General features: G+C 44.5%; 23 protein-coding genes. All 23 read left to right on the top strand.

Going from position 1 to position 21,074, the window contains the following annotated elements; all coding sequences use genetic code 11:
• The first annotated feature begins 28 nt into the window (after nucleotides 1–28).
• Nucleotides 29–886 carry a class II fructose-bisphosphate aldolase gene (locus tag AC4EG4_RS05085; RefSeq protein ID WP_490977383.1) on the top strand — a complete coding sequence of 286 codons (858 nt, stop codon included), beginning with the start codon at nucleotides 29–31 and terminating at the stop codon, nucleotides 884–886.
• A gap of 79 nt (nucleotides 887–965) precedes the next feature.
• A complete protein-coding gene (gene fsa, locus AC4EG4_RS05080; protein WP_490977384.1) occupies nucleotides 966–1,628 on the top strand; it encodes a fructose-6-phosphate aldolase in 663 nt (220 codons plus the stop codon).
• A 158-nt stretch (nucleotides 1,629–1,786) separates the two neighbouring features.
• Complete coding sequence (gene murA / locus AC4EG4_RS05075; RefSeq protein WP_490977385.1) at nucleotides 1,787–3,085, top strand: UDP-N-acetylglucosamine 1-carboxyvinyltransferase; 1,299 nt, start codon at nucleotides 1,787–1,789, stop codon at nucleotides 3,083–3,085.
• Nucleotides 3,086–3,528: 443 nt separating this feature from the next.
• On the top strand, nucleotides 3,529–4,812 hold the full coding sequence (gene rho, locus AC4EG4_RS05070) for a transcription termination factor Rho (RefSeq protein ID WP_490977386.1): 1,284 nt from the start codon (nucleotides 3,529–3,531) through the stop codon (nucleotides 4,810–4,812).
• 150 nt (nucleotides 4,813–4,962) lie between these two features.
• Nucleotides 4,963–5,178, top strand: a complete 216-nt coding sequence (rpmE, locus tag AC4EG4_RS05065) for a 50S ribosomal protein L31 (RefSeq protein WP_006829249.1) — start codon at nucleotides 4,963–4,965, stop codon at nucleotides 5,176–5,178.
• Nucleotides 5,179–5,415: 237 nt separating this feature from the next.
• Entirely contained in the window at nucleotides 5,416–6,006 is a 591-nt protein-coding gene (locus AC4EG4_RS05060; protein ID WP_142827125.1) for a thymidine kinase, read from the top strand.
• Nucleotides 6,007–6,161: 155 nt separating this feature from the next.
• Nucleotides 6,162–7,241 (top strand): peptide chain release factor 1, encoded by a 1,080-nt coding sequence (gene prfA / locus AC4EG4_RS05055; protein ID WP_490977387.1) that lies wholly within the window; start codon nucleotides 6,162–6,164, stop codon nucleotides 7,239–7,241.
• Entirely contained in the window at nucleotides 7,228–8,085 is an 858-nt protein-coding gene (gene prmC / locus AC4EG4_RS05050; protein WP_490987099.1) for a peptide chain release factor N(5)-glutamine methyltransferase, read from the top strand. The genes prfA and prmC overlap by 14 nt, the downstream gene beginning before the upstream one ends.
• Before the next feature lie 89 nt (nucleotides 8,086–8,174).
• On the top strand, nucleotides 8,175–9,167 hold the full coding sequence (locus tag AC4EG4_RS05045) for an L-threonylcarbamoyladenylate synthase (RefSeq protein ID WP_490977389.1): 993 nt from the start codon (nucleotides 8,175–8,177) through the stop codon (nucleotides 9,165–9,167).
• 21 nt (nucleotides 9,168–9,188) lie between these two features.
• The gene (locus tag AC4EG4_RS05040) at nucleotides 9,189–9,617 is read left to right on the top strand and encodes a low molecular weight protein arginine phosphatase (RefSeq protein ID WP_490977390.1); all 429 of its coding nucleotides are present in this window, start codon (nucleotides 9,189–9,191) and stop codon (nucleotides 9,615–9,617) included.
• Nucleotides 9,618–9,769: 152 nt separating this feature from the next.
• Entirely contained in the window at nucleotides 9,770–10,207 is a 438-nt protein-coding gene (gene rpiB / locus AC4EG4_RS05035; RefSeq protein WP_490977391.1) for a ribose 5-phosphate isomerase B, read from the top strand.
• 12 nt (nucleotides 10,208–10,219) lie between these two features.
• Nucleotides 10,220–10,804, top strand: a complete 585-nt coding sequence (locus AC4EG4_RS05030) for a TIGR01440 family protein (RefSeq protein WP_490977392.1) — start codon at nucleotides 10,220–10,222, stop codon at nucleotides 10,802–10,804.
• On the top strand, nucleotides 10,791–12,026 hold the full coding sequence (gene glyA, locus AC4EG4_RS05025) for a serine hydroxymethyltransferase (protein ID WP_490977393.1): 1,236 nt from the start codon (nucleotides 10,791–10,793) through the stop codon (nucleotides 12,024–12,026). Before AC4EG4_RS05030 ends, glyA begins: the two co-directional genes overlap by 14 nt.
• Before the next feature lie 164 nt (nucleotides 12,027–12,190).
• On the top strand, nucleotides 12,191–14,365 hold the full coding sequence (locus tag AC4EG4_RS05020) for a bifunctional diguanylate cyclase/phosphodiesterase (RefSeq protein ID WP_490977394.1): 2,175 nt from the start codon (nucleotides 12,191–12,193) through the stop codon (nucleotides 14,363–14,365).
• Nucleotides 14,366–14,592: 227 nt separating this feature from the next.
• Nucleotides 14,593–15,222 carry a uracil phosphoribosyltransferase gene (gene upp, locus AC4EG4_RS05015; RefSeq protein ID WP_490977395.1) on the top strand — a complete coding sequence of 210 codons (630 nt, stop codon included), beginning with the start codon at nucleotides 14,593–14,595 and terminating at the stop codon, nucleotides 15,220–15,222.
• A gap of 19 nt (nucleotides 15,223–15,241) precedes the next feature.
• Nucleotides 15,242–16,360, top strand: a complete 1,119-nt coding sequence (wecB, locus tag AC4EG4_RS05010) for a non-hydrolyzing UDP-N-acetylglucosamine 2-epimerase (protein WP_490977919.1) — start codon at nucleotides 15,242–15,244, stop codon at nucleotides 16,358–16,360.
• Between the two features lie 235 nt (nucleotides 16,361–16,595).
• A complete protein-coding gene (locus AC4EG4_RS05005; protein WP_490977396.1) occupies nucleotides 16,596–16,817 on the top strand; it encodes an AtpZ/AtpI family protein in 222 nt (73 codons plus the stop codon).
• A 1-nt stretch (nucleotide 16,818) separates the two neighbouring features.
• The gene (locus AC4EG4_RS05000) at nucleotides 16,819–17,190 is read left to right on the top strand and encodes an ATP synthase subunit I (protein WP_490977397.1); all 372 of its coding nucleotides are present in this window, start codon (nucleotides 16,819–16,821) and stop codon (nucleotides 17,188–17,190) included.
• A gap of 27 nt (nucleotides 17,191–17,217) precedes the next feature.
• Nucleotides 17,218–17,928 carry a F0F1 ATP synthase subunit A gene (gene atpB / locus AC4EG4_RS04995; protein WP_490977398.1) on the top strand — a complete coding sequence of 237 codons (711 nt, stop codon included), beginning with the start codon at nucleotides 17,218–17,220 and terminating at the stop codon, nucleotides 17,926–17,928.
• A gap of 58 nt (nucleotides 17,929–17,986) precedes the next feature.
• Nucleotides 17,987–18,211, top strand: a complete 225-nt coding sequence (gene atpE / locus AC4EG4_RS04990; protein ID WP_006829234.1) for a F0F1 ATP synthase subunit C — start codon at nucleotides 17,987–17,989, stop codon at nucleotides 18,209–18,211.
• A 161-nt stretch (nucleotides 18,212–18,372) separates the two neighbouring features.
• On the top strand, nucleotides 18,373–18,894 hold the full coding sequence (gene atpF / locus AC4EG4_RS04985; RefSeq protein WP_490977399.1) for a F0F1 ATP synthase subunit B: 522 nt from the start codon (nucleotides 18,373–18,375) through the stop codon (nucleotides 18,892–18,894).
• Nucleotides 18,891–19,421: a F0F1 ATP synthase subunit delta gene (locus tag AC4EG4_RS04980; RefSeq protein WP_490977400.1), complete on the top strand. Its 531-nt coding sequence runs from the start codon at nucleotides 18,891–18,893 to the stop codon at nucleotides 19,419–19,421. The genes atpF and AC4EG4_RS04980 overlap by 4 nt, the downstream gene beginning before the upstream one ends.
• 28 nt (nucleotides 19,422–19,449) lie before the next feature.
• Complete coding sequence (gene atpA, locus AC4EG4_RS04975) at nucleotides 19,450–20,958, top strand: F0F1 ATP synthase subunit alpha (protein ID WP_490977401.1); 1,509 nt, start codon at nucleotides 19,450–19,452, stop codon at nucleotides 20,956–20,958.
• The last annotated feature ends 116 nt before the right edge of the window (nucleotides 20,959–21,074 follow it).

Raw genomic sequence — 21,074 nt, 5'->3', positions numbered from 1 at the left:
TTTATACATTACCGAGGAGGAATACTACATGCCATTAGTTTCAATGAAAGAAATGATGATAAAAGGAAAACAAGAAGGATATGCAATCGGCCAATTCAATTTAAACAACCTGGAGTTCACTCAAGGGATCCTGCAAGCAGCTCAAGAAGAAAACTCTCCAGTGATCTGCGGAGTTTCAGAAGGCGCAGCCCGTTACATGGGTGGATTCACGACAGTTGTGAATATTGTCAAGGGCTTGATGCATGACTACAAAATCACGGTTCCAGTGGCAATTCATTTGGACCATGGTTCAAGCTTCGAAAAATGTAAAGAGGCGATTGATGCTGGATTCACATCCGTTATGATCGACGCATCGCATCATCCGTTCGAAGAAAACATTGAAATCACTAAACAAGTTGTCGAATATGCACGCAAACATAATGTTTCTGTAGAAGCAGAATTAGGAACTGTTGGCGGACAAGAAGATGATATCATTGCAGATGGCGTCATCTACGCTGATCCACAGGAATGCAAGAAAATGGTCGATGAAACAGGAATCGATTGCCTGGCACCAGCACTTGGTTCAGTTCACGGTCCTTACAAAGGCGAACCAAACCTAGGCTTTGCAGAAATGGAAGAAATTTCACAGCTATGTGACGTGCCGCTTGTCTTGCACGGTGGAACAGGAATTCCATTGAAAGACATTCAGCGCTCTGTTGCTCTTGGTACATCAAAAATCAACGTTAACACTGAAAGCCAAATCACATCTGCTCAAGCAGTCCGTGACAAATTGAACAGTGATGCAGACGTATACGATCCACGCAAATACTTGGGACCAGCTCGCGATGCAGTTAAAAAGACTGTAATCGGTAAAATGCGTGAGTTTGGAAGTTCAGGAAAAGCATAATAACGCAATAAAAAAAGATGGGAGAGAAGTGTCCAACTGGTACCTTCTCTTTTTCCCGTCATACCGGAGGAGAAAAACTATGAAATTTTTCATTGATACAGCGAACTTTGACGAAATCAAAGAAGCACATGCTTGGGGAATTCTATCAGGTGTTACAACCAATCCATCATTGGTAGCAAAAGAGAAAAATGTTTCATTTCACGACCGCTTGAAAGAAATTGCTGCACTTGTAGACGGTTCAATTAGCGGAGAAGTTATCGCACTTGATGCAGAAGGCATGATCAAAGAAGGCCGCGAATTGGCTGACCTTGCTCCAAACATCACCGTGAAATTGCCAATGACGCCAGACGGCTTAAAAGCTTGTGCGGTCTTAGCTTCAGAAGGCAAAAAAGTTAATGTTACGTTGATCTTCAGCGCGAACCAGGCTTTGCTTGCAGCACGTGCAGGAGCGGCATACGTTTCGCCATTCCTTGGACGCCTTGATGACATCGGACATAACGGCATGGACTTGATTGCAACCATTGCTGAAATTTTTGAGATTCATGACATTTCTTCAGAAATTATCGCTGCTTCAATCCGCCACCCACAGCACGTTACGGATGCTGCTTTGAACGGCGCGCATATCGCGACAATGCCGATCAAAGTGATGCACCAAATGTTTAAACACCCCTTAACTGACCAAGGAATCGAAGCGTTTCTTGCTGACTGGGAAAAACGTTCTGTAGAAGACGGCGTAAAATAAAAACATTACCGTGCAGTATTTCCAATCTCAAAACGGGAAATTCTGTTCGCTAAAGTGGATGAACTGAAGTAAAAACCGGCAGCCAGCCTGGAAGCCAAACCAATGGAACTTTTTTAGGCCAAACAAGCTGCCGGAAAAGTGGAAAAAGGAGAAATTTAATGGATGTTTATAAAATAAAGGGCGGTAACCGCCTTTCCGGAACAATCAAAGTTAATGGCGCAAAAAACAGTGCGGTTGCTTTGATTCCTGCATCGATTTTGGCGAATTCGCCTGTATCGATTGAAGGATTACCGGGAATTTCCGACGTATGGACACTGAAAAGCATTTTGGAAGAAATCGGCGGGGAAGTATCGTTTGAAGATGGGACGATGAACATCGATCCATCCAAAATGATTGATATGCCTTTGCCAAATGGCAATGTGAAAAAATTGCGTGCTTCTTATTATATGATGGGCGCAATGCTCGGTCGCTTTAAGCATGCAGCAATCGGTTTGCCGGGTGGCTGTTTCTTAGGGCCACGCCCAATCGACCAGCACATCAAGGGCTTTGAAGCACTTGGTGCAAAAGTGACGAACGAACACGGTGCTATTTATTTACGTGCCGACGAACTCCGCGGCGCTAAAATTTACTTGGACGTTGTTAGTGTGGGCGCAACCATCAACATCATGTTGGCGGCTGTTCTTGCAAAAGGCCAAACGACCATTGAAAATGCCGCAAAAGAGCCGGAAATTATTGATGTCGCAACCTTGTTGACCAACATGGGCGCGAAAATTAAAGGAGCCGGAACAAACGTTATCCGAATTGATGGCGTAGAAGAATTACACGGCACCAACCACACGATCATCCCTGACCGAATTGAAGCCGGAACGTTCATGATTATGGCTGCAGCAGCAGGAGATGGCATCACCATCGATAACGTGATTCCTTTCCATATGGAAGCATTGACTGCCAAGTTGCGTGAGATGGGCGTTGATGTACAAGAAGGCGAAGAATCTATCTATATTCCCAAGTCAGAAAACTTGCATGCTATAGATGTAAAAACCTTGGTTTATCCGGGATTTGCGACAGATCTTCAGCAGCCATTCTCCGTGCTGATGACGCAGGCTCAAGGATCTTCTATGATCACTGATACAATCTATTCGGCGCGATTTAAGCATATTGATGAACTTCGCCGGATGAATGCAAGCGGCCGTGTTGAAGGAAGAGCGGCCATCATTACTGGCCCGACTCCATTAACTTCAGCAACGGTCGTTGCATCCGATCTGCGTGCTGGAGCAGCACTTGTTATTGCAGGTCTGTTGGCAGAAGGCGAAACTGAAATTCGTGAAATTTATCACATTGAACGCGGCTATTCGTCGATTATTGAAAAGCTGCAAGGCCTTGGCGCTGACATCCGGAGAGAGACAATTGACCCGGTAACAAGTGGGAAGTCTGACTTTAGCCAGGATGCAAACTGACGCACATTTAGCCTAAAAATATGTGCTACAATAATAGTGGCCTAGAGTCATATAGAACTGGAATACTAGTATGGAACAAAGTCTTGATGGCGGATAACTTCGCCAAAGACAATCATGCCATTTTGCTGATGCACAGGCGTCACAAGCCTGTTGGCAAAAGCTAAACCTTGTAATGAACGATTAACGATCCTACTTCATAAAATGAGTCCGGCTAATTGCCGGACTTCTTCTTTAAGATCTTCTCAATCATTCACTACTGATCCTCAAATCATATAAGTTGAATCGATAAACCCATTTTTCATAAATCGTTTTGGTCTCTTTGAGCAGAGCAAAGACGATTGTTTCTACGCTAGGTAAGCCTAAAAGATGTTAAGCGGTATGGAAAATTTAATGGGTTCAACTTATCTACAAAAAATAATACGAATAAGAGTGGTGTCCGATATATGGCAACGATTACAATCTCCGCATTGGAGAACATGACATTAAAAGAACTATACAATTTAGCGAAAGAATACAAGCTAACCAACTACAGCAAGCTGACAAAAAAAGAATTGATTTTTGCGATTTTGAAAACGCGTGCAGAACAGGAAGGCTTCTTCTTTATGGAAGGCGTTTTGGAAATTATCCAATCAGAAGGCTTCGGTTTCTTGCGTCCGATCAATTATTCGCCGAGTTCTCAGGATATTTACATCTCCGCTTCTCAAATCCGCCGTTTTGATTTGCGAAATGGTGATAAGGTTTCCGGCAAAGTGCGTCCGCCAAAAGAAAATGAACGCTATTTTGGTTTGCTTCAAGTAGAAGCGGTAAACGGTGAAGATCCAGAAGTGGCCAAAGAACGCGTCCACTTCCCAGGCCTCACGCCGCTTTATCCCGATCGCCACATTCGTTTGGAAACGACGCCGGCTCACTTGTCGACCCGCATCATGGACTTGGTTGCGCCTGTCGGATTTGGCCAACGCGGTTTGATTGTAGCACCGCCAAAAGCGGGTAAGACCATGCTGCTGAAAGAAATCGCCAATTCAATCACAACTAATCATCCAGAAGCGGAGTTAATTGTTTTACTGATTGACGAGCGTCCTGAAGAAGTAACGGATATTGAGCGATCGGTGGATGCCGATGTCGTCTCTTCAACTTTTGATGAAGTGCCTGAAAACCATGTCAAGGTTGCAGAACTTGTTCTTGAACGTGCGATGCGTCTCGTTGAGCACAAACGCGACGTGGTCATTTTGATGGATTCCATCACACGGTTGGCTCGAGCATATAATTTGGTTATTCCACCAAGCGGGCGTACACTATCAGGAGGGATTGACCCAGCAGCCTTTCATCGGCCAAAGCGCTTTTTTGGAGCAGCACGCAATATTGAAGAAGGCGGCAGCTTGACGATTTTGGCTACAGCTTTAGTGGAAACCGGATCACGGATGGATGAAGTGATTTACGAGGAATTTAAAGGAACGGGCAACATGGAATTGCATCTTGACCGCTCTTTGGCAGAACGCCGCATCTTCCCAGCACTGGATATTCGCCGTTCCGGAACGCGCAAAGAAGAGTTGTTGATCGAACCGAAGCAGCTCGAAAAGCTTTGGTCCATTCGAAAAACTTTCTCAGACTCGCATGATTTTGGTGAACGTTTCCTGAGAAAAATGAGCCAAACGGATACAAACGAAGAATTCTTTGAGCAATTGGCAACTGAAATGAAGACCCACCGAAGCAACAAGAAGATGATTTAATTGCTTGCAAATAGTGTGGGAATTTGATATGATTATGAAAGTGAATCAAAGCAAAGCTATTGCATATACGGTCTAATGAACCGTGTAAGGCAATAGTAAAAATAGATTAAACTCTGTTCCAGATGGTTCAGGGCGAGAGGAGAAAAAATTATGAAAACAGGTATTCATCCAGATTACAAACAAGCTACAGTAACTTGCTCATGTGGGAACTCTTTCACAACTGGTTCTGTAAAAGAAAACATCAGCGTTGAGCTTTGCTCTGAATGTCATCCATTCTACACTGGACGTCAGAAATTCGCTTCAGCAGATGGCCGCGTAGATCGTTTCAACAAAAAATACGGCCTCAAAGAAGAAATCAACGAGTAAAATAAAAATATACCTGCCTAGCGCGCAAACGCCTGGCGGGTATTTTTTTTCGTCTACTATCATAAAAAACACCTTACATATTCCAAAAAACAACAAGCAATTCCATTATTTTTGGTATGATAAAGAGAAACTTTATTTATAAAAGTGTAAGTTTTCTATAGTAATTAGCAGAGAGCATCATACACCATTAGCTTAGCTCGATACAAAACAACAAAGTGTTTGAAAGGGGTCTCACCTATGTACGTCATGAAACAAACAGGATGGGTTGAATTGATCTGTGGCAGCATGTTTTCCGGAAAATCAGAAGAGCTGATCCGCCGTGTCCGCCGTTCCCAGTTCGCCAAACAAAAGATTGCTGTTTTTAAACCGAAAATTGATGACCGTTACAGCAAAGAAGCGGTTGTTTCGCATAATGGAGCTACCGTCATTGCGCTGCCAATATCCCGCTCTAACGAAATGTGGGAGTATATTACTGATGAATTCGATGTCATCGCAATCGATGAAGCTCAATTTTTTGATGAAGACATTATCGAAAATGTCCAAAAACTGGCCAATCATGGGTTCCGGGTTATCGTGGCGGGGCTTGATCAGGATTTCAGAGGCCGCCCATTCGGACCGATGCCAGCACTGCTAGCCATTGCCGAGCAAGTAACCAAACTTCAAGCCGTCTGCACCGTCTGTGGTTCCCCGGCAAGCCGCACCCAGCGTCTAATTGATGGGAAACCAGCAGGCTCGGACGACCCGACAATTTTAGTAGGCGCATCAGAAGCTTACGAACCACGCTGCCGCCATCACCACGAAGTGCCGACTGGCGTTACTGTTAAGTGAATTCTCGTCTTCTAGATGGAATCTGTAAAAACATTTAGAAGCTTAACTTTTCTAGTAAATTAACCGAAAAATAGAAGAAAGAGTGAAAGGCCTCCGCCTTGAATGATTTCTTCATTACGAATAAAAACAAAAAAATAGAACTCGAGGTGACACCCATGTTTGATCGATTACAATCAGTAGAAGACAGGTATGACCGTTTAAACGAATTATTGAGCGACCCGGATATCGTCAGCGATACCAATAAGCTGCGCGAGTATTCCAAAGAACAATCCGACTTGCAGGATACGGTTGAAACCTATCGTGAATATAAAGATTTGACGGCCCAATTGGCAGAAGCGAAAGCCATGTTCGATGATAAAATGGATGCCGACATGCGCGAAATGGTCAAAGAAGAAGTTAACGAATTGGAAGGGCAAATTACCGTCGTTGAAGAGCGTCTTCACAAACTGTTGATTCCTAAAGATCCGAACGACGACAAAAACGTCATTATGGAGATCCGTGGAGCGGCTGGTGGAGATGAAGCGGCTTTGTTCGCCGGTGATCTTTATCGCATGTATACGCGGTTTGCCGAATCCAATGGCTGGAAAGTACAAGTGATGGATTCGAATCCGACTGGACTTGGCGGCTTTAAAGAAATTGTCTTCATGATTACCGGGAAAGGCGCTTATTCAAAAATGAAATACGAAAACGGCGCTCACCGGGTACAGCGGGTTCCAGAAACCGAATCCGGCGGCAGAATCCATACTTCGACAGCGACGGTAGCTTGTTTGCCGGAAGTCGAAGAAGTCGAAATTGAGATTCACGACAATGACATTCGAACAGATACGTACGCGTCTTCGGGTGCTGGTGGACAATCGGTTAACACGACAATGTCGGCCGTCCGTTTGACGCACATTCCAACGAACACGGTCGTAACGTGTCAGGATGAGAAATCACAGATCAAAAACAAAGCCAGCGCAATGAAAGTACTGCGTGCCCGTGTCTATGAGAAATTCCAGCAGGAAGCTCAAGCTGAATACGATGCAGTCCGCAAATCAGCAGTAGGAACAGGCGACCGTTCTGAACGAATCCGGACGTATAACTTCCCGCAAAATCGTGTAACAGATCATCGGATTGGTTTAACGATCCAAAAGCTGGACCAGATTTTGCAAGGAAAAATGGATGAAATCATCGATGCGTTGATTGTAGAAGAACAATCGGCCCGCATGGAAAGCCTGAACAATGACCAAGCTTAAGTATGTGTATGAGGCCCTCAAGAGGGCTTCTTCTTATTTAGAGGCAAACGGACGGGAAGAAGGGGCAGCCCGCATTCTTCTCCAGCATGAGTTGGGTCTTACGTATTCCGGTTTGATTGCAGCCATGCGTGACGAAATACCAGAACTGCAGGCTGAAAAGTTTTGGGCGAATGTTGAACAGCATGCCAAAGGAATTCCTGTCCAGCATTTGACCGGCAATGAGGAATTTTACGGAAGAAACTTTCTTGTGAATTCGGATGTTTTGATACCGAGGCCGGAAACAGAAGAGTTAATAGAAGAAACATTTGAACTGATCAATCGCTATATGAAGAAAAAAGAGCTGGCCATTGCCGATATTGGGACAGGCAGTGGGATTATCGCCATTACCATGAAATGTGAGTTGCCAGCTGCGCAAGTTACTGCAACGGATATTTCGCAGCCCGCCTTGGAAATGGCTGCAAAAAATGCGAAGCTTTTGAATGCCGAAGTCGATTTTCGCTTAGGTGACTTAACTGAACCAATTGGAGACCAGAAATGGGACGTTATTATATCCAATCCGCCGTATATTGCGCATGCCGAAGCGCCTGGACTATCAGACAGCGTCAGAGACTTTGAACCGCATAGTGCATTGTTTGCAGACAAGGAAGGCTTGGCTCTCTATGAGAAGATGGCCAAACAACTTCCACAGCTGCTCAATAAACCCGGAATTATCGGATTTGAAATAGGTTATCAACAGGGACCAGCAGTCGAAAAGATGTTGAAAGACGCTTTTCCGGACGCTTTGGTCTATAGTAAAAAAGATATCAACAAAAATGATCGAATGGTTTTTGCGCTAATAGAGTAGGTTGCGCACAGTTTACCCACAATTAAGTGATAGTTATCCACTCATTGTGGGTAAATCGGTGAAAACCCTCAAAAATAGGAGTTGTTCATGTGAAAACAGATGTTATTTCTGTGGATAAAAATGTGGATGAAGTAAAAAGTTATGCACAAGCTGTGGAAATCTTGCGTGCCGGTGATGTAGTTGCGTTTCCGACTGAAACGGTTTACGGATTAGGAGCAGATGCTACTAATTCCGAAGCGGTCAGTAAAATTTTTGATGCAAAAGGGCGGCCAACGGACAATCCGCTCATCGTTCATGTGGATTCTAAAGAAACAGCTTTGACTCATGTACAAGAAGTATCGGCGAAAGCGCTGCAGTGTATGGACGCGTTCTGGCCAGGAGCCCTGACATTAATTATGCAGGCGAAGCCAGGAACTTTTGCGAGCAATGTCACGGCAAACCTGGATACTGTCGGCATCCGTGTCCCTAATCATCCGGTAGCACTTAAGCTATTGCAGGAACTGCAGCTCCCTTTGGCTGCACCCAGTGCCAATACCAGCGGCAAGCCCAGCCCGACTTTAGCTGAGCATGTCTATCATGATATGGACGGTCGGATTCCGTTAATTTTAGATGGCGGTGCTACAAAAATTGGCATTGAATCTACGGTTCTTGACACAACTTGCGAGCCGCCGGTCATATTGCGTCCCGGAAAAATTTCGAAAGAAGAAATTGAACAAGTCATTGGAACGGTTCGATCAGCATCGCAAAACAAGACAAACGTGCCCAAGTCGCCAGGAATGAAATATCCGCATTATGCGCCTGCAGCTCCTTTGTATTTAATTGAAAATGAAAAGCGTTTGATTGAAAAAGCGATCGAATACGTTCAGAAAAAAGGGAAAAGAGTGGCTGTTATCAGCGATACCGAATATGCAACTGCTGACTATAATTTTCCGCTTTCTACAGAAAGCTTGTATGCCAGTTTACGAAAATGTGATGCCATCGATGCCGACCTGATTTTGGCTACGGTTGAAAGTGGTTCGCAGCAAAACGAAGCCCTGATGAACCGACTTGAAAAAGCGGCAGACCATAAATGGTTCAGCTGATTTAGTGAAGGAGGGACCCCTGTGAAAATTCTTTTTGTTTGTACAGGCAATACATGTCGAAGCCCGATGGCCGAAGCAATCTTGTCAGCCCGAAACCTGCCGGGCGTCGAAGCGCGATCTGCCGGTATATTTGCTGGAACTGCACCTCTTTCTAAAAACGCGCAAGCGGTATTGGACAAACAGAGAATCTCATTTGCACACACATCAAAGCCGATCGATACGCGAGATATGAAGTGGGCGGAGTTGATTTTAACAATGACTCATTCACATAAAATGGCACTTTTGCAAGCATACCCTGAAGCGGCAACAAAACTGTATACATTGCAAGAATTTGCTAACGGATCAACAGCAGATGTTAGTGATCCATATGGAGGGCCGTTAGAGCTTTATGAGCAGACATTTCAAGAGCTGCAGGTTTTGATTGATAAATTAATCATAAAAATGACATAAGTCAAAAAGACAGGCGAACCTCTCGAGGCTTAGTCTGTCTTTTTTACGTAAAAATGTTAGAATTGATTACAAGCGTAAAGAGTATTCGGCATAATTCGACAACCGCGCTTTTGCTGATCCATAAATTTGATTTTAAGAAAAGAGGCTAAATCATGAAAGTGGCAATTTCATCCGATCACGGCGGCAATAACCTGCGTAAAGAAATCGTTAACCTAATGAACGAAATTGGCATTGAATACCAGGATTTTGGTCCACATACAGACGATTCGGTCGATTATCCAGATTATGCAAAACCGGTTGCTGACCGCGTTGCAAGCGGTGAATTTGACCGCGGCATTTTAATATGCGGCACTGGTATCGGCATGTCTATCTCAGCCAATAAAGTCAAAGGCATCCGTTGTGCACTTGTGCACGATGTGTTTAGCGCAAAAGCGACACGAGAGCATAACGATTCCAATGTTTTGGCCATGGGTGAGCGTGTTATCGGGCCAGGACTTGCACGCGAAATCGCTCAAACTTGGCTGACGGAAGAATTTGAAGGCGGCAGACACGAAAAACGCATACAAAAAATCACAGACCTCGAAAAATAAGGAGGAGTCGGCATGCAAACATTGTGGCAATTGCAACTGGAAGAGGTTTTAAGCGAATTGGAGCAGCAGATCGAATTCAGGAAAGGCCAAGTGTTTGTAGTCGGCTGTTCAACATCAGAAGTGGCAGGAAAACGAATCGGCACAGGCGGCGGGCTTGATATTGCAGAAGGCTTATTTGAACCTTTGGAAAAATTTGCAGCTCGCCACCACATTTTTTTAGCTTTTCAAGGCTGTGAACATATTAATCGAGCATTGACGGTAGAGCGGCGTGCGGCTGAGAAATACGGCTGGGAGCCTGTATCGGTTGTCCCGGTTCCAAAAGCTGGAGGTTCGATGAGTGCTTATGCTTTCAGCAACATGGCCGATCCGGTTGTGGTGGAAGAAATCCAGGCGCATGCGGGGATTGATATCGGCCAAACGATGATTGGCATGCATTTGAAAAGAGTTGCCGTTCCGTTGCGAACATCTGTTAAACTAATAGGTGAAGCGATTGTGGCAGCTGCCACGACAAGGCCGAAATTGATCGGCGGCGAACGGGCGAGCTATAATCGTGAGCTTGTTCAATCACGGGAGGGATATACGGATGGAATTGATTAAGACGCAAGACCCAGCAGTATATGAAGCGATGAACGCAGAAAAGGACAGACAGGAAGCGAATATCGAATTGATCGCCTCTGAAAACTTTGTCTCACAAGCCGTTATGGATGCACAAGGATCGGTGTTGACCAACAAATACGCAGAAGGTTATCCAGGCAAACGCTATTACGGAGGCTGTGAATTTGTTGATGTTGTTGAAAATATTGCCCGTGACCGCCTGAAAGAAATTTTTGGTGCGGAGCATGCAAATGTTCAGCCGCATTCCGGATCACAAGCCAACATGGCTGTCTATACAGCAGTATTGCAAAAAGGCGATACTATTCTTGGGATGAACCTTAACCATGGCGGGCATTTGACGCATGGCAGCAAAGTGAACTTCAGCGGCATGCAATACAACTTTGTGGAATATGGGGTCACAGAAGAAGAGCAATTGATCGATTACGAAGCGGTTCGTCAAGCAGCTTTGGAACACAAACCAAAAATGATCGTTGCTGGGGCAAGTGCTTATTCGCGCCAATTGGATTTTGCTAAATTCCGTGAAATTGCTGATGAAGTCGGCGCATACCTAATGGTTGACATGGCTCATATTGCCGGTCTTGTGGCAACAGGTGCCCATGCCAATCCTGTCCCTCACGCCCATTTCGTGACATCGACTACGCATAAAACACTTCGCGGCCCACGCGGCGGATTGATTCTCTGCAATGAGGAATTTGCGAAAAAAATCGATAAAACCATCTTCCCAGGAATTCAAGGCGGTCCGCTTATGCACGTTATTGCAGCAAAAGCTGTTGCATTTGGCGAAGCACTGCAGCCAGAATTCAAAACGTATATTGAACAAGTCGTGAAAAACGCCCATGCGCTTGCCGAAGGCCTAATTGCTGAAGGCGTCAATATCGTTTCGGGCGGCACAGACAATCATTTACTGTTGCTCGACCTTCGCTCGTTGAACTTGACCGGGAAAGTCGCAGAACATGTATTGGACGAAGTCGGTATTACAACAAACAAAAATACCATTCCGTTTGATCCGGAAAGCCCATTCGTGACATCGGGTATCCGTTTAGGAACTGCAGCTGTAACATCTCGTGGCTTTAAAGAAGCGGAAATGAAGGAAATTGCTTCCATCATGGCTATGCTTTTGAAAAATCCCGAAGACGACTCAGTGAAAAGCGATGCTGCAGAACGCACAGCGAAACTAACAGCTGCGCATCCGTTATATAAATAAGTCCATACAGCTGCCGGGTAAAAATGCTTGGCAGCTGTATTTTTAGACTATATTTAAGCTAAACTGAAGCACTAGCACTGCAGCTCGAATAACTAAAGCGATGTAGAGAAACATGTTTCAACTCATTTGACTTATACATAGAACACATTGGAGGGACGCGTCGTATGCACACGCATGAACTAAAGAGAGATAAGAAAGCAATCATGGAGTGGCTGCGCCGTCTTGGTGTTGAATTCCATACATCGTTTTTGGTCATCAATTCGGAAATGGAAAAACAACCCATTGTTTACGCCAACAAAGCTTTTTACAAAATGATTGGTTACAGCGAAGCGGAAACACTTGGACGAAACGGCTGCTTTTTGCATGGTGAAAAAACAGCTGAAAAAGCAGCGAAAACCGTACGTGCTTGTGTAGATGCCGGAAAAAGCGGAATCGTTGAAATTGTTAACTACCGAAAAAACGGTACCCCTTTTTGGAATGAAATAACGATTCAACCTTTGGCATTTCCAGAGAAAAATTTAAAATTTACGTTGATGCTGCAACATGACATTACCGATCGCAAACGCGCAGAAGCGCTGATCAAGCTTCAGAAAGAAACCTATACGGGAATTGAAAAAGGCCATATGTTGAGCGTGTTGTTGCAGAACGTCTGCAACACCGCTGAATCGTTTTTTATTGACGGCGCAAAATGTACCGTTTTATTGGTCGACGAAGCATCGCGTTACAAAGTAGGGGCTGCGAATTCCATGCCTAAAGGCTTTCTTGATGCTGTTAATGGCAGCGAGGTTCAGGAAGATGCCGGCAGCTGTGGAGCAGCGTTTTATCAGCAAAAGCCGGTAGTGGTAGAGGATATCAGTACAAGTTATTTATGGCGAAATCATCAGCATTTGGTGGACGACTACAAACTGGTATCAAGCTGGTCCATTCCAATCATGAGTGTAGAAGGAACCGCTTTCGGCTCTTTCGGCATTTATTTTCCAGCAACATCAGTACCCCATGAAAAAGATTTGGCGTTTATGGAGGAAGTAACATCGATTGCTTCGTTGGCCATCAAGTATTCACAGCAACAGGAAGAAATTTTGCGGTTAGCCTATATAGACGAAAATACGGATCTGCCAAACAGAAATTATTTCAAAAATGAAATCGTGGAATTATTGGAAGAGAGAAAAGAGGGGTTCGTCGCTTTTCTTTCAACAGATGAGTATGTCAAAATGGTCGATCAATATGGCCATCAGGCGGGAGATACCATTTTGCATGAAATTGGCAAACGATTGATGATGTCCAAGAATTCTTCAAGTGGATTAATTGCCCGCTTTTCGGATTCTACATTGGCCATGTATAGTATGACGCCTTTTACGAGAATTCCGGAATATTTGGAGCATCTATTGCAAAGCTTGGTCGAACCGATTACGGTTGGAGATATGGAGTTGTTTCTCACTTTGAAAGTGGGTGTGGCAATTGTGACGCCGCATCAGCAGGATTCCGAAGAATTGATTCGCTGTGCGGACAGTGCGTTGTCACAGGCCAAGCTTCGGACAGGGGAAGCCATTTGTTATTTTGAAAGTGAATATGATGAGTTCATGATGAAAGATTTGCGTGTAGCCAATGAATTAACGGCCGCACTCCGGCGCAATGAAGTCGGCGTCTACCTGCAGCCGAAAGTTGACTTGGCAAGCGGTGACATCTTAAGTTTTGAAGCGTTGGCCAGATGGACATCACCGGAATTGGGCATTATTCCTCCGGATGTCTTTATCCCGGCAGCAGAAAAAAACGGCAAAATACGTTTCCTAGAGCAAAATGTTCTGGAGCTCGTATTGAAATGGCAGAAAAAAAGAGCGGATCAAGGCTTAAAACTTCGGCAAGTGGCCATCAATATCTCTGCAGATCATTTTTTCCATCATTCTTTTGTGCCGAATTTAATGGACATGACTGCAAAGTACGGCATTGATCCACAATGGATTCAGTTGGAAATTACCGAGCGAATCGGATTTGTGGATATCGAGACAGCCAATAAAGTATTCAAGCACTTGAAACATTCCGGTTTTACAACATCAATTGATGATTTTGGAACAGGCTACTCATCGCTTAGCTACTTGCAGAAACTGCCTGTAGAAGAATTAAAAATTGATCGTTCGTTTATATCGAATATGAGTGAGCCAGGAACCTTGGCCATCATTCGAACCATTATTCAGCTTGCCGAAAATTTGAACATGCAGGCAGTGGCTGAAGGCATTGAGGAAGAGGGGGATCGCCAGACATTGTTAGCGCTAGGCTGCAAAGTCGGGCAAGGCTACCTGTTTTACAAACCAATGCCATTGAACGAAGCATTTTTTTTGTAAGGGTAGTGAAAGCACAGCAACACTCTAGCAAAGAATGAAAAGAGAAATATTTCTTGAAGTTCTTTGCACTAAAACAAAGCCGGGGAAAATACTTCCCGGTTTTTTTCTTTGGAGAAATAAACTATAGGCGGAAATAACTGAATAGTACCAAAGCGGGTTCTGACAACTTGAAGCACTGATTTTCTGTTATACTATTTAAGATAATGTTTGAAAAGGAGAGATAGGCCATGGGAAAAGTATACGTTTTTGATCACCCGCTGATTCAGCACAAACTGACGTACATCCGTGATAAGTCTACAGGTACGAAAGAGTTCCGCGAGTTGGTCGATGAAATTGCAACATTGATGGCGTTTGAAATCACCCGCGACTTGCCTTTAGAGGAAATCGAAGTGGAGACGCCAGTTCAAATGGCGAAGTCAAAAGTTCTTGCCGGGAAAAAGTTGGGTGTTGTGCCAATTTTGCGCGCTGGCATCGGCATGGTTGATGGAATCTTAAAGCTGATTCCAGCCGCTAAAGTGGGACATATCGGTTTGTACCGTGATCCTGTAACACTGCAGCCGGTTGAGTACTATTTGAAATTGCCATCCGACGTTCAAGAACGCGACTTTATCGTTGTCGACCCGATGCTTGCTACAGGCGGATCAGCAATTGAAGCGGTCAACTCCATGAAAAAACGAGGGGCTACGAAAATTCGTTTTATGTGCATCATTGCTGCTCCTGAAGGGGTAGAAGCACTTCAAAAAGCACATCCCGACGTGGATATTTACATTGCGGCATTGGATGAGAAATTAAATGAAAAAGGATATATTGTTCCAGGTCTTGGAGATGCTGGAGACCGATTGTTCGGAACAAAATAAGAGAGCGAGGTATATCAGCTTGACGAAAAAATGGAAAGTAATGACGATATTTGGCACGCGTCCAGAAGCCATTAAAATGGCGCCGCTTGTTCTGGAGCTTCAGAAATATCCTGAAACCATCGAACCTTTGGTAACGGTAACGGCACAGCACCGCGAAATGCTGGACCAGGTGCTGGAAACGTTCAAAATCACGCCGGATTTCGATCTGAACATCATGAAAGATCGCCAAACATTGACGGATGTAACCATGCGGGCAATGCAAGGTCTTGATGTGATTATGAAAGAAGCGAAACCGGATATTGTGCTGGTACATGGCGATACAACAACGACGTTTGCTGCCAGCCTTGCCGCTTTTTACAATCAGGTTGCGGTAGGACATGTGGAAGCTGGATTGCGTACGCACAATAAATATTCGCCCTACCCTGAAGAAATGAACCGTCAGTTGACGGGAGTCATGGCAGATATTCATTTTTCACCAACTGAAAAATCAGCTCAAAACCTGCTCGATGAAAACAAAAAGGCAGAAACCATCTACATTACTGGGAATACGGCCATTGATGCGCTTCAGACAACAGTGCGTGAAACGTATACACATCCCATCTTGGAGAAAATCGGCACTGACCGCATGATCTTGTTGACAGCACATCGCCGTGAAAATCTGGGGCAACCCATGCGCAATATGTTCCGTGCCATCAAACGTCTGATTGAAGAACATGATGACATTCAAGTGGTATACCCGGTTCATATGAATCCGGCTGTGCGTGAAGTGGCAGATGAAGTATTGGGCCGTGATCCGCGAATTCATTTGATCGAACCACTGGAAGTGTTGGACTTCCATAACTTCGCAGCACGCTCGTTCTTTATTTTGACCGATTCAGGTGGAATTCAGGAAGAAGCGCCTTCACTCGGCAAGCCGGTTTTGGTGCTTCGCGATACGACAGAGCGTCCTGAAGGCATCGCTGCCGGAACCTTGAAGCTTGCGGGAACAGATGAAGAAACAATTTACGGGATGGCCAAGGAATTGCTGACAGATGAGGCAGCTTACAAGTCGATGTCTCAAGCATCCAATCCATACGGAGACGGCAAAGCATCTATCCGAATTGTCGAAGCGCTTCATGCTTATTTTTCTAAACTGTAAAATAAAAAATAGCCCATTGGACATTTTTCTCAAAGTTTGTCAACAATATGTCAGAGGAAAATCGCTTGTGAAGTTTTTCACTTCTACTAATTGACATGATTTTACCCCTAATGTATGCTTACAAAGGGTATGCATGAGAAGGTTTTCTTACATAGATTATGTGGTTTTGGAAGCCTGATGCGACTGCTCTTTTTGAGGGTTTAATGTCAAATCAACGAAGTTCGAGGGGGTTATCATGCGCCCAACAAAAAGCCCCTTACAAGCGATGGCAATTTACAGTGCCATCCTCTCACAACTTGTCGGGTCCGTTCTCATCGGGATATTTGCAGGCATGTGGCTCGATGAGAGGCTCGGAACCGCCCCGTTTTTCATGATCATCTGCCTATTCATAGGCATCACTGCCGGTGTTTGGGCAATGCTTCAGACTGTCCGCAAATTCGAATCAGGAGACAAGTAAAATGGATGGACTTAGGGAGATATATACCAGGCTGAAAAAGATGATCTTGTTCATCTTGGCGTTCTACGTTATTGGTTGGGGGTTTACCCCTTATCAAGAAGTGTTCGCGGGCCTCATAATCGGAACTTTGTTCGGCATTTACAACATGTGGATTTTGGTTCGACGGATGGAGAAATTCGACCGAGCGGTGGCTGAAGGCTCGAAAGTTCGTTCGCTTGGAACGGCATTACGGTTTGCATCAGGTGTTGCAGCTGTGGCGATTGCTATTTTATTCGCAGAGCACATTCACTTGGTCAGTACAGTAATTGGGTTGATGGTCCCTTACGCTCTATTGTTAACAGAGCGGATTGTGTATCACGTGAAACACCATTAACAATGTGGAAAGAGAGGTGAAACTATCGTGGATCATGGCGCTCCTATGCTCGAGGTGTTCGGGATCTGGTTTAACCTATCCAACGTTATGATGCTACTTGTAGCCGCTCTTATCGTCTTCCTTATTGCTTTTATCGCTACACGGAATTTGCAGCTCAAACCAACGGGCATGCAGAACTTCATGGAATGGATCATGGATTTCGTGAAAGGGATTATCAACAGCAATATGGATTGGAGAGATGGTGGCCGATTCCATGTTCTTGGAATCACTCTGATCATGTTCATTTTTGTTTCGAATATGTTAGGGCTTCCATTTGCAATAGTCGTCAACGGAGATCTTTGGTGGAAATCACCAACAGCTGATCCGACAGTAGCGATGACATTAGCCGCAATGGTACTCATCTTGAGCCATTATTATGGTATCAAGTTGAAGGGACTAAAAGAATATTCAGCGGGCTACATCAAGCCGATGCCATTCTTATTCCCGTTGAAAGTCATTGAGGAATTCGCAAATACGCTGACACTCGGTCTGCGTCTTTACGGTAACATCTATGCGGGGGAAATCTTGCTGACTTTGTTGGCAGGCCTCGCATCAGCAAGTATTTTTGGATTTGCAGCAGGCATCTTGCCAATGATGTTATGGCAAGGGTTCTCGATCTTTATCGGGGCAATCCAAGCGTTTATTTTCGTTATGTTGACAATGGTTTATTTATCGCATAAAGTTGCCGACGACCATTGAGTATAAACTGCTCATCGAGCAAACAAAAAAACAACTATCCTGAGGAGGACACATTACAATGACAGGTTCATTAGGTTTATTAGCAGCAGCAATCGCAGTAGGTTTAGCAGCACTAGGTGCAGGTATCGGTAACGGACTTATCGTTTCAAAAACAGTTGAAGGTATCGCACGCCAGCCAGAAGCTCGCGGCGTTCTACAAACAACAATGTTCATCGGTGTTGCATTGGTTGAGGCATTGCCAATCATCGCTGTAGTTATCGCGTTCATCGTTATGAACCAATAGTATTTTTATACAAAAAGTTAAATGGTGGGGATGCTTCGATATGGTTTTCGCCATTTAAACTTGTATGAACCCATTTTCATTTGAAAATTCATCTTACAACAGATAAAGATCTTACTATAGAAGAAATTGTATTTTAGGCTCTTGAAGGGAGTGAAACAATCGTGTTTTTTGATCACCTAGTACTCGGTGCAACCGGGGAGTTTTTGAACACTGGAGACATTCTCGCTACACTTGTTATCTTCATATTGCTAATGTTGCTTTTGAAGAAGTTCGCATGGGGCCCTTTGATGGGCGTAATGCAGCAGCGCGAAGATTTGATCAAGAGTGAAATCGAAACTGCTGAAAACAGCCGTCTGGAATCACATAAATTGCTTGAAGAGCAGCGCAGCCTTCTTAAAGATGCGCGTACGCAAGCACAAGAAATCGTCGAAAATGCTAAAAAGCAAGGCGAAGTTTCGCGTGAAGAAATCATTACAACAGCGCGTGCCGAGTCTGGCCGCATGAAAGATGCTGCGGTACAGGAAATTGCCAACGAAAGAGATAAAGCTATTTCAGCTGTTCGTGAAGAAGTTGTGGCGTTGTCATTGCTTGCTGCTACGAAAGTGCTTGAAAAAGAAATCTCTGAGGAAGACAACCGTCAGTTGATTAACGAAACGATTGCGAAGGCAGGCGAAGTTCAGTGAGTCAAGTTGCAGAACGCTACGCTCTAGCATTGTTCCAAGTCGCTCAAAAGCATGGAACGTCTTTGGAAGTCGAACAAGATCTTCGTGAAGTGAAAAAAGTCTTTAAAATGACTCCGGAACTTTACAACTTGATTGTTTCTCCAAAACTTTCAGCCGATAAGAGAACAAATCTAATCAATGAAGTATTCGTTGGGGCAAATCCGTTTGTCTTAAACACACTTCAATTGATGGCAGAACGCAAACGTATGGACGAAGTCGGCTCACTGGCTGACGAGTTTATTGCTTTATCCAACAATGCACAGGGAATCGAAGATGCAAAAGTTTATTCAACACGTCCTTTGACTGAAGAAGAACGCGTATCCATTTCTACTGTGTTTGCAAACAAAATTGGCAAACAATCGTTACGAATTGAAAACATTATCGATCCATCGTTAATCGGCGGATTGCGTCTTCAAATCGGAAACCGCATTTACGACAGCAGCGTGAGCACAAAGTTGGCACGACTGCAGCGTCAATTAATCGGTTAATTTATGAAATTATGAGAGGGTGACATACATGAGCATCAAAGCTGAAGAAATCAGCGGTCTGATCAAACAACAGATTGAAAATTATCAATCAGAGATGAAAGTTGACGACGTTGGTACAGTAATCACCATTGGTGATGGTATCGCGCGCGCTCATGGCCTCGACAACATCATGGCTGGAGAACTTGTAGAGTTCTCAAATGGTGTCCTTGGTATGGCGCAAAACTTGGAAGCCAACAATGTTGGTATCATTATCCTTGGCCCTTACACAGACATTAAAGAAGGCGATGAAGTACGTCGAACTGGCCGCATTATGGAAGTACCGGTAGGACATGAACTTATCGGACGCGTAGTAAATCCACTTGGACAGCCTGTTGACGGTCTTGGACCAATCAACACGACAAAATCACGTCCAATTGAAAGCCCTGCACAAGGGGTTATGGCCCGTAAATCGGTTCATGAACCACTTCAAACAGGTATCAAAGCGATTGATGCACTTGTGCCAATCGGCCGTGGACAGCGTGAATTGATCATCGGTGACCGCCAGACAGGTAAAACTTCTGTAGCAATCGATACGATCTTGAACCAATCTGACCAAGACATGATCTGTATCTATGTTGCAATCGGACAAAAAGAATCTACTGTTCGTAACGTAGTAGAAACTTTCCGTAAAAACGGAGCACTTGATTACACAATCGTTGTAACTGCTTCGGCTTCACAGCCAGCTCCATTGTTGTTCCTTGCTCCTTATGCAGGTATCACAATGGCTGAGGAATTCATGTTTGAAGGCAAGCACGTGTTGATCGTCTATGATGATTTAACAAAACAAGCATCTGCTTACCGCGAACTTTCACTATTGCTTCGTCGTCCACCAGGCCGTGAAGCTTATCCAGGGGATGTCTTCTACTTGCACTCACGGTTGCTTGAACGTGCTGCGAAGTTGAACGAAACTCTTGGAGCAGGATCAATCACAGCATTGCCGTTCGTTGAAACGCAGGCTGGCGATATCTCTGCATATATTCCAACAAACGTTATCTCGATCACGGATGGCCAGATCTTCCTTCAATCGGATCTATTCTTCTCCGGTGTACGCCCAGCGATCAACGCGGGTCTTTCTGTATCACGTGTTGGTGGTTCAGCTCAGATCAAAGCAATGAAAAAAGTTGCGGGTACATTGCGTCTTGACTTGGCTTCTTTCCGTGAACTTGAATCATTCTCTCAGTTCGGCTCAGATCTTGATGCTGCAACTGCTGCGAAAATCGAGCGTGGGAAACGTACGGTTGAAGTCTTGAAACAGGACTTGAACAACCCGATCAAAGTTGAAAAACAAGTTGTTATTTTCTATGCGTTGACTCGTGGATTCCTTGACGACATCGCTCTTAACGACATTTCTCGCTTTGAAGCTGAATTGACAAGCTGGTTGGATAATAACCACACAGAAATTTTGGATACTATTCGTACAACTCAAGGTTTACCTGCTGATGACGCATTTGGTGCAGCGATCAACGAATTCAAACGCACATTCGCAAAATCAGAGTAAAGAGAAACTGGATTCAGTAGGAGTTTTAATCCGCTGAATGCTAGTTGATCCAATCGGACTTTAACGGTCAGTCCATCTCCTGCATGTCAATGCGGGAGACATACTGTCCGTTAAAG

This window comes from Planococcus sp. TJ-201, from assembly GCF_058268495.1.
This window is presented reverse-complemented; position numbering and strand designations above follow the sequence as displayed.